The organism is Algoriphagus sp. PAP.12, assembly GCF_026652115.1.
In the GTDB taxonomy this organism is placed as follows: Bacteria; Bacteroidota; Bacteroidia; order Cytophagales; family Cyclobacteriaceae; genus Algoriphagus.
This window is the reverse complement of sequence record NZ_JAPPSQ010000018.1, coordinates 1-14,625: the sequence shown is the minus strand read 5'-3', so window position 1 is coordinate 14,625 and position 14,625 is coordinate 1. Positions and strand designations below refer to the sequence as shown.

The following is a 14,625-nucleotide window of genomic DNA, read 5'->3' as shown; positions in this document are numbered from 1 at the left end:
TTTAATCCATTAGGTGTTTTTTTAAGAAATCTGCTGTAGCTTGATCCACTCGGATCATATTTTCCCATTTCATCCAATGATGTGTATCTCCTGGAATCAAAATAGATTCGTATGGCTTGCCCATTTCATCAAATCTACGGATTAAATCTGTGGTTTGGCTGACTGCAACATTTCTGTCATCGTCTGCATGAATGAACAGAACAGGTGATGTCCAGGTTTTCAGATCAGGCATTGGAGAGGATTTCCAGGCAATTTCTTTGGCTTTTTCATAATCGGGTGCCACTTCATAGCCTTCCGGCAAATCGTATCTACCATCCAAGTCATGAACCCCATGAATATCAACTCCTACTTTGAAAAGTTTTGAGTCTCGTGCCAGAGTCAATGAAGTCAAATAGCCTCCATAACTTCCTCCATAGATCCCGATTTTCTCTGAATTGACCTGAGGAAGAGATGCTAAAAACTCTCCTCCAGCTTTGATGTCTTGATATTCAACCGCTCCCTGGTAATAGCCATAAGCTGGCCGGTGAAACTCATATCCATAACCAATTCCCAAGCGATAGTTGACGGAAAGAACGACAAATCCCAATTCTGCCAGATATTGATTGATTGAGTAGGTGTTGGAGTAATAGTCCATATAGCTCCACCCCAAAAGCATCTGCCTTTGAGGTCCACCATGTACGAAAACGACAGCCGGCTTTTTTGCAGGCCCACCTTCTTTTTCAAAAAGTTGGCCGTAAACAGTGGTTCCATCCGGGGCTATAAAGCTGACCTGTTTTGGAGTGACGAGTAATTTTTGAGGAAAGTCAGAAGGTATGATCTCCTCCTGTAAAAGTTGGGTTCCTTTTGAATTTTGGATTGTCACCAAATGCGATCTTTGAGCATCTGCAGAAAAATAAGCTAGTGTTCCATTATTTCCGACAGCTACTGGATAGGCTTCGATTCCTGTTCCAGAAGTTTCCCAGGTGAGTTGTTTTGTAGCTAAATCAATACTCCCGATATGCCTCCGGTCTAGGTCTTCCTTTTGAGTACCTGTATTTGCTGAGAAAAGGACTTTTTTCTTACTTGGACTTAATTTGATCTGCTCGACCATGTAATCACCAGGAGTAAGAAGCTTTGTTTCTTCAGTGTTCAAATTCAAAGAGTACAAATGTTGCCAACCATCTTGATAGGACTCGAAAATCAGCTCCTCTTCATTAGGAAAAGAGAAGAAGAAATAGCGGTAAGAACCTCTTAGTGTTTCAGGTGATTTCCAAAGCTGCTTCCCCTCACCAGATTCTACTTCAGCAATCCAAATCTCCCATGGGACATGTCTTGGCTCTAAGAGTGAAAATGCTGCTCCCTGACCACCTAGTGTTTTGATAAAAGCGATTTTGGTTCCGTCTGGAGACCATTTGGGTTGAGAATATCTGTGAAACGAAGGCTCAATCCAATGGATGGGAGTCTCTTGATTTTCATAGATTCCCAGTAATTGATGGCCTCCTCTGCTAACGGTGAAAGCCAGTTTTTTTCCATCTGGGGAAAACTCCAGTGAATTGACATTCCCTTTAACCTGAAAGAGCTGGAAGGGCTTGTTTATACCTTCCAAATCTGCAGTCCAAACCTGTCCACCTTTGAGATATAAAAGTTGATTTTGAGGTCCAAGTGTAAAATCATCTCCCTCCAAAATCGGAGTCGGATGAGGATCATCGATTGCTATTTTCCAAATTTCCACTTTGGGAAGGGTGGGTAGGTTTTGGGCATTGACTGTTGAGGATGCATTTCCTCCTCCATGGTCTCCGCCCCTTACAAAAACCAACCAGTTTCCATCAGCTGTAAATTGCAGACTGCTGATTTCCTGTCCGTCATCCTCATTGAATTGAGTCATTTTGACTGGTTTGAAATCTGGACCTTTGGCGAAATAAATGTTTCGTTTTCCTTGCTCATTCATAGCCCAGGCAATTTTTTCGCCATTAGGTGAACTGGTTAGTTCTGAGGGGAAAGAGAATTTTCCCACTTCAGCCATCGTGAACCTTTGAGCAAAGGAAGCCATGGAGAAGAATAAGAATGCTAGGAGGAAGGTGCTTTGCTTTTTCATTAATTAATAGCTGTCATGGATTTGGTACAAGGCCTTCTGCAATTCGGTTTTCAATTCACTGGAAGGGATTGCGTAATTATTGAAAATACAAGAGAAATGGAGGATTTTTCCTGACTTGGTAATCAAATATCCGCTTAGAGCATTGGTCATGCTTAATGTCCCGGTTTTGGCATAGATGTAGGGAGGTTGCCCTTCATCGGCAGGATACCAGCTTCGGATAGTGCCTGATTCTCCTCCGGCAGGGAAGTAGGCCTTGATTTTTTCCAAAGGAACTTCGGTTCTGATTTTTCCTAAAAGCGCAATAATAGAGCGAGGTGTAAACATATTTCTGGACGATAAGCCCGAACCATCATACCAAATCGGTTCATCTGGAAGGTCTTTCAATAGGTTTTCTTTCGCATAATCAATTGCATCTCTGGTGCTGAGTTTATTGTTCAGCTGGTCCGACACCAAAAGCATCAGTTGCTCTGCTAAGAAATTGTCAGAGATTTTCATCATTTGAGCATAAATACTATCCGCAGGAGCTGTTTGGAGCTTTTTTGGATCCATTTCCAGATAACGGGAGTTTTTGATCAAGTTGATTTCTTTACCGCTTTCATCAGAAAGAAACTGTGCTGTCAATTTTGCTGAAGTGATAAAAGGGATATCTGTTTCAAACTCTTTTGTATAAGCTTCGGTAGGGATTTGGAAAGTGAATTCATTATTGAGGTGATCCCTCCGAAATCTATATCCATTCCAATTTTCGGTACCTTTTCCCTCCAGCTTCGAAATGAATTTATCCGGAATTACTCTGAACTTACTTTCACCATCCTCTTGCTTAAATCGGACGACATTTCCATAAATCGGCATGGATGATCTTTCGGTAGCATAGTAGGCATTGTACCAGTCCCAAGACCAACCCGGACCAAATGCATCCACTTGGTCAAAGTTGTCCAACAAATACAGTTGCTTGTCGGATTTTTTCAGAAAATCGATCACGACATCATTTTTCAAGTCAGGATGAAGCAGACTTGGGTCACCTGTTCCCCAGAAGATCAATGAATCTCCTCTCTCCAGGTAGTTCAGACCGTTGACCAACTCATCGCCCAAAACGGTGTAGGAAGTGTAAAAAGTGAAAAGTTTAGTATTGGATGCAGGGATAAAATATTTATCAGAATTGATATCGACCAAAACTTTGTCTTTATCTGGATCCAAAAGCATAAAACCCAAATGCCCTTTGTCAAAAACATCGGATTTGGTGAAGCTTTTATTGATTTTTTGAACGGTACAGGAACTAGTCAATACCGCAAGGGCGAGTAAAAGTTTTTTCATACTGTTAAAATAAAAAAGTCTCCTGCATTTGCGCAGGAGACTTAATAGGATTGTTAAATTTTATTGATCCCACCAGATTCTATCCAAAAGGGTCACAGAAGGAACATTGTTTCCATTTCTACTGACTTCGCTGGCTGGGTAAGCCAATCTTCTGATGAATTGATTGTTCAAGTCAGGATTTAAGTTTGCAGGCAAATCCATGTCTTTGTATCCATAATCAAATCTTCTGGCATCATTCCAGGTTTCTGGATGCAAGAAAAGAGCAACCCATTTTTCTTTCATAATGTCATCGATTGTCAAAGCATCTGCACCCACACTCACGCTTGCATCTGCTAGATAGGCAGCTTTAGCTTCATTAGAAACGCCCAACATATCCATATGAGCCTCAATTCCAGCTAAATAGGCTGCATATGCTCGGTCTTTGTCGGTATCCAACGCAGCTTCAGCCTCGATAAACTTCAATTCTGCGAAAGTCGCTATCATCAATGGAGAAAGCGTAGAAGTGTAATATTGACCAGGTATCAATGTAGATCTTGCGCCTTGTTCTGGAGCATCACCTCTACCTGCCCCATTGACAGTTCCGATATATTCTCCATTATCAGTGGTGCCAATCATCAAAGGCAATCTTGGATCGACTGCTGGATATGTAGTGCCATCCAAAGCTTGAACAAACTGTTCGGATATCCAACCTCCCAATAGTAGGTTTTCATTATTGATTGCTACTTGAGCCCAAGGATTAAATCGCTGCTCAAAGAAAACTACTTTTGCATCATCATCATTAGATGTAAACCCAGCGTCTACTGCAGAAAGAATCTCTGAGGCACTGTAGGCAGAGGAACCCTTCGTGTGAAGTAAGAACCTTGCTTTTAAAGTATTGCCAAATTTGATCCAAGCATCCACATCTCCTCCATAGATAAAGTCATCTGCATCCATAGAAATAGAAGTGCTGCCTTGAAGGTTGGCGATTCCTTCATCAAGCATATTTATAATTTGGTTGTAAAGTTGCTGATCATCATCATAAGCAGGAGTTACAGTTTCAAAGTTGAAACTTTGAGAAAATGGAACATCTCCAAAGAAATCCACTGTCATCCCTAAGTTTAGGGCCATTAAGATTTGAGCAGCACCTTTGTAATGACCAGCATCCTGCTCCTCACTTTTCTTGATGATCACATCCAAATCGGTCATGACATTGTATAAGCTGAACCAGGTGCCACTGAAATCAGTGGGGTCCATGATGTCAGAGGAACTACTTGGGTTTGGAGAAGCCAAATATTGGACGTAATTGCTGATGGCACTTCCTCCTCTATAAACATTAAGAGAAGTTTCATAGGTACTGTTTGTCAGCAATCCTGTGATAGGGGCATCCTCAGGGTTGTTGGGGTTTTCATTGACATCCAAAAAGGAGTCACATGCAGAGGTCATCAGGATCACTGATGCTCCCATTATAGCCGTTAATTTATTTCTATATTTCATCGTTTTCGTGCTTTAAGGTTTACAGTCCCAAGTTCAAAGTGAAGAATACGCTTTGTACGCCTGGGAAGCCCAGACCGGTAAATCCTACGGCATTTCCGCCGGCTCCGGCAGAGAATGATTCAGGATCAAATCCATCCCATGGGGTGTAAAGGATGATATTGTTGGCAGCGACAGAAAGTCTTGCAGAACGGAAAGGAGTTCTTTCCAATACATTTTGTTGAAGACTATATGCCAAGGTTACATTTCTCAACTTGATGAAACTTGCATCATTTACGAAGTTTTCTGAAATTGCCCGATAGGCATTTCTCCAGTATCCAGCTCCATAATCGACTCCATCAGGTCCAACACCTTGACCTAACCAAACTTCTTTGGTGTTTTCAGATCCATCAGCCAAAACTCCTGGGAATACCACGATGTCATTTCTTCTTTCAGAGTCTTTCTGTTTTCCGAATGCTGCCAAGAAGTTTGCGAACTGATTGTATTGTTGTAATCCTGCTCTGAAATCTATCAGGAATGAGAATTCAAATCCTTTATAAGAGAACTCATTTCTCAATCCTCCAAAGAATTTAGGAACTGCATTTCCCAAAATAAGTTGGTTTCCTGTTCTTACTGGAAAACCGTTTGAACCGATCAACATAGGAAGGTCTCGGTCTAATTCAGTAGCCCCTTCAGCCGCTCCCGGTCTTACATAGCTAGATCCATAGATATTTCCATATGCTTCACCTTCTTTCAAAATCATGGTTACTGTACTACCTACATAACCAAACTGAGATCCAACGACGATCTGATCGATTCCTTCACGAATGGCTTTGATTTCGTTTTTATTGGTTGTCAAGTTAGCTGTAACATCCCATCTGAAATCTCCGCTTTCTACAGGAGTTCCGCCTAATACGATTTCCCAACCTCTGTTTTCAATCTCACCAGCATTGGTGATATAGGATGAAAATCCTGTTGCATCTGAAATCGGAACCGGGATGATTTGATCCACTGCATTTGACTTATAGTAAGTTACATCCAGATTTGCCTTGTTGTTGAAGAAAGCCATTTGGGTACCGAATTCAATGGAAGTGGTCAATTCAGGCTTTAATTCTGGATCTCCGAAAGTCGAATTTCTGGAGAAACCAACCTGGCCGTTCAATGGGAAGACACTTGGAGAAACGAAAGTAGCTCCCAAAATGTGAGGATTGGTGTCTTTACCTACCTGAGCCCAAGAAGCTCTCAACTTTCCAAATGTGATCCAAGAAGGAAGGTCAAAGTTTTCACTGAAAACATATCCCAAGTTCACAGAGGGATAGAAGAATGAATTGTTGGATTTAGGAAGAGTTGAGGAGATATCATTTCTTCCCGTTACGTTTAAGAACAAGAAGTTTTTATAATCAACCATCAAATCTCCATAGAAACCCACCAGTCTACGGATGCTTTTTCCTTGGCTGGCAAATACCTGAGTTGTGTTATTTACATTGTAAAAGCCAGGTATTACGAAGTTGCTACCAGAAAGAGAAACTCTGTCATATTTTCTTTCAAAGACGTCATTTCCAAGTCTTAAACTTGTATTCCAGTCGTTATTCCATTGTTTTTTCAGACTGATATAAAAGTTCGAAGTTAGGTCACGGGAAACAATTCTAGTTTCTTCAATAAAACCGGTTGAGCTTAAGGCTACCTCTCCGTCTATGCCTTTAGGTCCAGGAGTGATTTCTTCTCTGGAATCAGTATAATTATCAATACCTACTCTATAAGATAGAGTCATCCAATCTGTTGGGCTGTAATTGAAGTTCATGTTACCGATCACTCGGTTTACATCATCTTTATAGGTTGCAAATCTCGCATCATAGATCGGGTTGGTGTTTCCATAAGTTTTCATGGTACCATCTTCATTGATGTAATCTCTTACGTCAGTGGATTCTGACCAATACATCATTCTTTCCAAGAATCTGTCATGAGGAACACGGTTACCACCTGAATTGGTGTAGTTCATGGATCCAGAGAAATTGAATTTTTCACTGACTTTTACAGTTCCTGAAAACTTCGCACTTGTTCTATCCCAAGTGGAGAAAGGAATGATCCCTTTTTGATCCAATCTACCCAGAGAAGCATAGAATGTTGCTGATTCATTACCACCAGAAACACTTAAGCTATTGTCGACTTGTAATCCGGTGTCAAAAGCTCTGTTCCAATTGTCCTGATATACATAGTTAGGGTCATTTTCTTCAGCAAAACTAGCACCCCAGGAAGGCCAGAAACTAGAATCATCTCTGACACCACTAAAGCCTTGACCATATTGATTTTGGAGTTCAGGCTTTTTCACCAAGTTGTCCAAGCCAACAGAAGAATTAAAATTCACTCTTACTTGGCCTGCTTTTCCTTTTTTGGTGGTGATGATTACAGCACCGTTAGCTGCACGGACACCATAAAGTGCTGTAGCTGCAGCGCCTTTCAAGACAGACATGGATTCGATATCATTAGGGTTGATATCCGCAATTCTATTTGACATCCCTCTAGGAGTACCAGAAGCTTCAACAGTTGAATTGTCTACCGGTACGCCATCGACAACGAATAATGGTTGGTTGTCAGCAGATGGATCCAAAGAGTTGATACCTCTGATGATAATTCTTGCAGATTGACCAGGAGCACCACCAGAATTGGTGACCTGTACACCAGCAACTTGACCCTGTAAGGCATTGACAACATTGTTTTGCTTAGTTTTGGTGATTTCGTTTGCATCAATACTTTGAGCGGCATAGCCAAGGGCTTTTTTCTCCTGAGAAATACCAAAAGCAGTCACAATGAATTCATCGAGTTCCGATTCTTCGACACTGAGTGATACATTTATTTGGCTAGATGAGCCAACAGTAACCTCCTTAGTCTCATAGCCTATGAAGGAAAAAACCAAAACCGATCCTGATTCTGGTACCGAGATGGAATAATTTCCATCAATGTCTGAAACAGAACCTGTCGAGGTTCCTTTGATGAGAATACTTACTCCGGGAAGCGGAGAACCATCCTCAGATGCGGTGACTTTCCCAGATACAGTTTGTTGGGCATACAATGATATGGACGCCAAAAAACCAATCAAGAGAAGCATCGCTGATTTGTAGCAGTTTTTCATTTGAATTGAGTTTATAGATTATAAAATTGGTTTATCAATCACTTCTTGCATTATTTTACCGTTTTAGATATGAATATTTCAAGATATGCAGTCAAATACAGCACAAAAATGCGCAAAATATGCGGTTGAAGTTCCTTCGCTTTTTTCTTTGTTTGGGTTAAAAAAACCTAGTTTTCTAAGTTTTTGAGGGTTTTAAATCCTTCCTAATTTGATTGATTGCTTAATTTAAAAAGTTTGTAGACCTAAATTCAAGTTTTAAGTTAATTTTTTGATGGGAGGAGATTATTTTTTTCTCGTTCAAAATAATATTCTCTTTTGCATGTTTATGCAATAATATATATGTGAAATTTGCAATAAGCTGATAATCTGTATAAAAAATGAAAGGCTACCATTGGGCAGCCTTTTCAGTTGGGTTTATGTAATTGTTACTTAAATATCTTTTTAGTCTCGGTCACTATTTTTTTACCGTTTTCATATTTGATCTCTTTCTTTACTTCTACTTTTTCTGCCATAGCATGTCCACCGTGAACACCTTTACTTATATGTGGTGCAATTATCAAGGCTACGATTGACATCAATTTAATCAAAATATTCATGGATGGGCCTGAGGTGTCTTTAAAAGGATCACCCACGGTATCACCTGTAACGGAAGCTTTATGCGGCTCGGATTTTTTGAAGTAGGTCTCACCGTCGATTTCTACACCTTTTTCGAAGGATTTTTTAGCATTATCCCAAGCGCCTCCTGCGTTTGATTGGAACATTCCCATCAATACCCCCGATACTGTTACACCTGCCAATAAGCCTCCCAAAACCTCTGGCCCAAATGCGAAACCAACTATAATAGGAGTGATCAAGGCAATGGCTCCCGGTGCGATCATCTCGCGGATAGAAGCTTTTGTTGAGATCTCAACACACTTATCGTATTCTGGCTTGGACTTGTATTCCATGATTCCAGGGATCTCCTTGAATTGACGACGAACTTCATTGACCATGTCCATGGCAGCTCTACCTACAGCTGCAATTGCCAAGGAAGAAAAGATAAATGGAATCATACCACCTACAAATAAGCCTGCCAATACAGGCGCTTTATAAATATCAATGGCATCGATTCCTGCAATACCAACAAATGCTGCAAAAAGAGCCAAAGAAGTCAATGCAGCCGAAGCGATAGCAAATCCCTTTCCTGTGGCAGCGGTAGTATTACCTACAGCATCTAAGATGTCTGTTCTACCTCTTACTTCTTCTGGAAGTTGACTCATTTCTGCAATACCTCCGGCATTATCTGCTATCGGTCCAAATGCATCAATAGCCAATTGCATTGCTGTTGTTGCCATCATACCAGCTGCAGCGATTGCTACACCATATAAACCGGCAAATTCATAAGCGCCATAAATACCACCTGCCAATACCAATATAGGTAGTACTGTTGATTCCATTCCTACAGAAAGCCCACCAATGATATTGGTAGCGTGTCCAGTAGCTGATTGTTTTACAATAGAAGAAACAGGTCTTTTTCCCATTGCAGTATAGTATTCGGTGATGATAGACATCAAAGTTCCTACTACAAGTCCCAAAATGATAGCATAGAATACATCCATATTGGTGAATTCATATCCTCGGATCTCTAGATTTTCAGGAAGCATATGATTTACTACAAAGAAAGATGCGATACCTGTGAAAACAATAGAAGACCAATTTCCCATATTCAGGGCTTTTTGGACATCCCCTTTTTCGTCTTTTACTGTGACGAATGCCATTCCCATGATAGAAAATACGATACCCAATCCTGCCAGAACCATCGGAAGTAGAATTGGAGCTATTCCTCCAAAATTGTCTGCAGAAACGATTTCTCTGCCCAATACCATGGTGGCAAGAATGGTTGCTACATAAGAACCAAAAAGATCGGCCCCCATACCGGCAACGTCACCAACGTTGTCACCAACGTTATCAGCAATAGTGGCAGGGTTTCTTACGTCATCTTCTGGAATTCCAGCTTCCACTTTTCCAACTAAGTCAGCTCCAACGTCAGCTGCTTTAGTATAGATACCACCGCCAACTCTTGCGAAAAGGGCAATTGATTCAGCACCTAATGAAAAACCAGCTAGAACTTCCAGGGCTTTTTCCATTTCCATTCCATTGACACCGGCACCAGCACTTACTACAAACATTTGGTAGAAAACAATAAACAGAGAGCCTAACCCAAGTACAGCTAATCCTGCCACCCCAAGGCCCATTACGGAACCACCTGTAAATGAAACTTTCAAAGCTTGCTTTAAGCTGGTTCTGGCGGCTTGTGTAGTTCTTACATTGGCCTTTGTGGCGATGTTCATGCCGATGTAGCCGGCAAAAGCAGAGAATACTGCACCTATAAGAAATGAACCTGCGATGATTGGGCTGGAGGTTTCCACAGTGGTTCCGGACCAGGCCAAAAGAATTCCAGCTATGATGGCAAAATATATTAAAACCTTCCATTCTGCCTTGAGGAATGCCATAGCTCCATCGGCGATGTAGCCTGCTAATTCCATCATGTTTTTGTCGCCCGTGGCTTGCTTGCTAACCCAGGCGGATTTGATCGCCATTACGATCAATCCCAGTATGCCTAATGCAGGGACCAGATATATCACCGCTTGTTCCATAAATTTATTTACTCAGTTGTTTTGGTTAATTATTAATTGAGCAAATATATAATTTCTAAGAAACCTGCCAACTCCGAATAAAAAGTGGTTTTTATCGAGGTATTACGATGTTTATTGTCATTAAATTAAAAAATGATTTGATTTTTTAATTATTTGGCAGTGATTGATTGGGTTTGATGCGTATTCGTTTAAGTGTCTAGAAATTATCTATTTATTAAAACGGGGTAAATAGATGATAATGATCATTCATAGCCTAATCCTTCCAAATATTTTTGTGATCCAGCAGCTGGGGAATAGGGATTCTTGGGGTTGAAATGATTCCAAACAAGATGAGTGATTTTTCTGGTTAATTCCCACGCCTCATTGTTGTGACTCCAGCTTGTATCTTCATTATGATCAGTGAATATTGCTACCACAAAGTCACTTTCCGGTCCATTTACAAGAAATACCTCTGATCTGGATGCGTTTACCATCCCTTGTTTGCTCGCAACATTAACTCCCGGTGGAATTTGGCTTAGAGCATAATCATTGTAGAAAGTATTGGAAAGTAATCTATACATCATTTCTGATGCAGCTGGTGAAATCAAATCTTTTTGGTAGATACGAATCAAGATGTCAGCCATTTCTTTAGGGGAGGTTTGTCCCCAACCGTATTTTTCCCAAATTTTTTCTCTGCCTGGAGTTCGGCTATTGACCCTAGTGTGAGTATATCCTAGTTTATCCATCAATTCATTGATCTGAGCGCCTCCTCCTGCCAATGCCTGGTTCCATAAAGATGTAGTATTATCGGAATAGCTTAGCATCAAGGCAATTAATGTTCTCAAATCTGTTTGGGTTGAATCTTGGTAAAACTGCATTAACCCAGATCCACCATATTTAATAGAATCTCGGTACATCAAGGTTTGATGAAATGAGAGTTCGTCTTTTTCTATTTTATCAAAAATCCCGAGCATTATGGGTATTTTGACAATACTAGCGGTAGAGAATACTGTGTCAGAATTTATTTCGATTTTTTCATCATTGCCAAGCTTCTGGATGTAAATTCCTACATCTCCATGAAATCCTTCCACTAATTTTTTTATTTCTACCTCAAGATTTTTGGTGGATTGGCTATAAGCTGAATTCGATAACCAAAAAATGACGGAAAAAAGAATTGAGAGATGGAGAAAGCTTCGTTTATTTTTCATCTTAATTCAAAGAATTTACAATTTTGAGTGAACCTAGTATTGAATGTATTAAATCTTACTATTAAAAATGGATTTAGAAACCTTTAAAAATCTCGAAGCACCATTAAATACTTTCTCTCCGGAGTTAAAGTCTTTGTGGTACGATTTGAAAGGAAATTGGGATTTGGCTCATGATCAAGTGGACCAATTGGAAGGGAAATCAGCGGCAAGAATACACGCTTATCTGCATAGAAAAGAAGGGGACCAATGGAATGCTGATTACTGGTATCGAAGAGCTGGAGAGAAAAGACCTAGTTTGACTTTAGACCAAGAATGGCTTGAATTATTTGACAGGTATAATTCCTAGGCTTTATTAGAAAAGTTATATAATATGATTTTTGGAGCTTAAAAATTTTGAGTTTCAGCTGCAAAATACCCTGTATAGGGTATTTTCTCCTGTTAGTAAGGGGTGTATTTTTGATTATAAATTTTAACTACTCCTTATGAAATTCTTTTACCTGTCTTCAAAACCTAATCAAGAAGGAAATTTTGAAATCCATGAAAGGGATTGTGAATCCATTCCCGGATCCTTGGACAGGGATTATCTGGGTCCGTTTAATAATGGACCTGAAGCTATGAGAAAAGCGCAGGAGTTAAATCCAATGGCAAGTTTATGCCCAACTTGCTGTTCCAATACTTTTCATTCAGTTTTCTTTAAGGAGAGAAACCCCAATTGATTTTGGGGAGTGAGTGATTAGGAGTAATTCGGCTATTTGTTTTTAGGGTAAATAGCCTAAATTCATTTTTTCTACTAAGTTTGAAAATAGGAAAGGCGTTGTCATTTTTTTGTGATTCTGATGCAGATAAATGGGAGTGTTTGATTCCTGTTTTTGATGAATTACCTGATTAATATCTTAATGAACTCTTTTAAGCCTTTCTATAGCCTAGCTTTTGGTTTATCCTTATTTGCCTGCAATTCAAAAGTTGAAAAAGTAGCTCCAGAGAAACCAAATTTCCTTTTTATAGTAGTCGATGATTTGGGATATTCTGATTTGAGCGTCAATGGGAGTGAGTTTTATGAAACTCCAAATATTGACGAACTAGCGAATAAAGGAGTGAATTTTGTCAATGGATATGCAACCAGTGCCGTCTGCAGTCCTTCAAGAGCCAGCTTGTTGACAGGGAAATTTACTGCAACTCATCAAGTGACTGATTGGATTGGGGCACCAGTTGGAGAAGAGTGGAGGAAATATGGCAGGTTTACTAAGCTGCTTCCACCGGATTATCCTCATTATTTGAAAGATGAATATGTAACTATTCCTGAAGCTTTAAAAACTGTCGGGTATAAAACATTTTTTGCCGGAAAGTGGCATTTGGGAGGGGAAGAGCAATCCTCCTTGCCAACCAATCATGGATTTGACATTAATAAGGGAGGTTTTCATGCCGGAGGGCCTTATACTGGAGGGTATTTTTCTCCTTTCAATAATCCCTATCTAGAAGACCTTCCCGAGGAAAAAGGGATGACTTTGTCTATGAAATTGGCGAAAGAAACTTCTCAATTTATTACTGAAAACAAAGACTCTCAATTCTTGGCTTATTTGGCATTTTATGCGGTCCATGCACCTATCCAGACGAGTGAGGAAAAGTGGTCAAAGTATCGTGATAAAGCCGAGGCTATGGGGATTGAAAAAGAAGGTTTTGAAATGGAACGAATACTCCCTTTACGCAAAAAACAGGATAATCCAGTTTATGCTGGATTGATTGAACAGGTAGATGAAGCGGTAGGTTCAGTACTTCAAACCTTAAAGGAACAAGGTATGGATAAAAATACCATTGTGATTTTTACCTCCGATAATGGAGGAGTAGCTTCAGGAGATAATTATTCAACCAATAGCTTGTCTTTGCGAGGTGGAAAAGGATATCAGTGGGAAGGAGGAACTAAGGTTCCTTACTTTATATACATTCCTTGGAAAGGAGATAATGGAGAAGTCGTTGAAACTCCCGTTTCAGGTGCTGACTTCTTCCCAACTATCCTTGAAATAGCTGGAGTGGAAGTTGATGAAAATGAAATTGATGGTAAAAGCTTGGTTCCTTTACTGAATGGTGAGGAAATGGAATCTAGGGCGCTTTACTGGCATTACCCTCATTATGGCAATCAAGGAGGCGAGCCAAATTCTACTATTCAAAAGGAAGGGATGAAATTGATTCATTATTGGGAAGATGATAGAGTTGAGCTTTATGATTTGAGAAAAGACATTGGGGAAACGAATGATATATCAGTTGAATTTTCACAATTAGCTGAAAAGCTTGATAATGAATTGCTTCAATGGCTTAAAAGTGAAAATGCCTTGTATCCAGAGCAAGATCCTCAATTCAGTCAGGATTCATTGGACATGAAGCTGAAATCCTATAGAGAGGTTTTGAAGCCAAGATTGGAAAAGGCTAGAAAAGAGATGCTGGATAAAAACTGGAAACCAAATGAGGATTGGTGGGGGAGTAAAGTGGATAAGCAATAAACTTTTATATTCGATATGAATTGAAATTTCGGGGTGTGGCGCAGTCCGGTTAGCGTACACGTCTGGGGGGCGTGTGGTCGCAGGTTCAAATCCTGTCGCCCCGACTTGATTATCAAGGAGTTATGAGTTAAAATCTCATAACTCCTTTTTTATTTGCATATGATTTGCGTATGAAAATGATTTTTAGAAAGATATTTCTATTTTCAAATGGAACTGTTTTGCCCTAAATTGATTGATCAGATCTCCAGTTGTAGTTCGGATCGATTTAGTCACTTTATACCATTATGGTCTGGGTAAAACCTGTTTTTTGGCCATTATTGAAGCAATAAGTAGCATTGAATAA

The 14,625-nt window shown here is 40.0% G+C and carries 9 protein-coding genes and 1 tRNA gene; 4 read left to right on the top strand and 6 right to left on the bottom strand.

The window, feature by feature from the left end; all coding sequences use genetic code 11:
- Position 1: 1 nt before the first annotated feature.
- The 6 genes from O0V13_RS17740 to O0V13_RS17715 form a co-directional block, all read right to left on the bottom strand.
- Complete coding sequence (locus tag O0V13_RS17740; RefSeq protein WP_268036325.1) at positions 2 to 2,074, bottom strand: S9 family peptidase; 2,073 nt, start codon at positions 2,072 to 2,074, stop codon at positions 2 to 4.
- Between the two features lie 3 nt (positions 2,075 to 2,077).
- Entirely contained in the window at positions 2,078 to 3,385 is a 1,308-nt protein-coding gene (locus O0V13_RS17735) for a D-alanyl-D-alanine carboxypeptidase (protein ID WP_268036324.1), read from the bottom strand.
- A 60-nt stretch (positions 3,386 to 3,445) separates the two neighbouring features.
- Positions 3,446 to 4,858 carry a SusD/RagB family nutrient-binding outer membrane lipoprotein gene (locus tag O0V13_RS17730; protein ID WP_268036323.1) on the bottom strand — a complete coding sequence of 471 codons (1,413 nt, stop codon included), beginning with the start codon at positions 4,856 to 4,858 and terminating at the stop codon, positions 3,446 to 3,448.
- Between the two features lie 19 nt (positions 4,859 to 4,877).
- Complete coding sequence (locus tag O0V13_RS17725) at positions 4,878 to 7,964, bottom strand: SusC/RagA family TonB-linked outer membrane protein (protein ID WP_268036322.1); 3,087 nt, start codon at positions 7,962 to 7,964, stop codon at positions 4,878 to 4,880.
- Between the two features lie 425 nt (positions 7,965 to 8,389).
- On the bottom strand, positions 8,390 to 10,600 hold the full coding sequence (locus O0V13_RS17720) for a sodium-translocating pyrophosphatase (RefSeq protein WP_268036321.1): 2,211 nt from the start codon (positions 10,598 to 10,600) through the stop codon (positions 8,390 to 8,392).
- Positions 10,601 to 10,842: 242 nt separating this feature from the next.
- A complete protein-coding gene (locus tag O0V13_RS17715) occupies positions 10,843 to 11,787 on the bottom strand; it encodes a serine hydrolase (protein ID WP_268036320.1) in 945 nt (314 codons plus the stop codon).
- A gap of 67 nt (positions 11,788 to 11,854) precedes the next feature.
- Between O0V13_RS17715 and O0V13_RS17710 the strand changes: the two genes are divergently transcribed.
- From O0V13_RS17710 to O0V13_RS17695, 4 genes are all read left to right on the top strand, one after another.
- Positions 11,855 to 12,133 carry a hypothetical protein gene (locus O0V13_RS17710; RefSeq protein WP_268036319.1) on the top strand — a complete coding sequence of 93 codons (279 nt, stop codon included), beginning with the start codon at positions 11,855 to 11,857 and terminating at the stop codon, positions 12,131 to 12,133.
- A 136-nt stretch (positions 12,134 to 12,269) separates the two neighbouring features.
- On the top strand, positions 12,270 to 12,503 hold the full coding sequence (locus O0V13_RS17705) for a hypothetical protein (protein ID WP_268036318.1): 234 nt from the start codon (positions 12,270 to 12,272) through the stop codon (positions 12,501 to 12,503).
- A 180-nt stretch (positions 12,504 to 12,683) separates the two neighbouring features.
- Positions 12,684 to 14,282: a sulfatase gene (locus O0V13_RS17700; protein WP_268036317.1), complete on the top strand. Its 1,599-nt coding sequence runs from the start codon at positions 12,684 to 12,686 to the stop codon at positions 14,280 to 14,282.
- A 29-nt stretch (positions 14,283 to 14,311) separates the two neighbouring features.
- Positions 14,312 to 14,386: transfer RNA gene (locus O0V13_RS17695), tRNA-Pro, on the top strand.
- Positions 14,387 to 14,625: the final 239 nt, after the last annotated feature.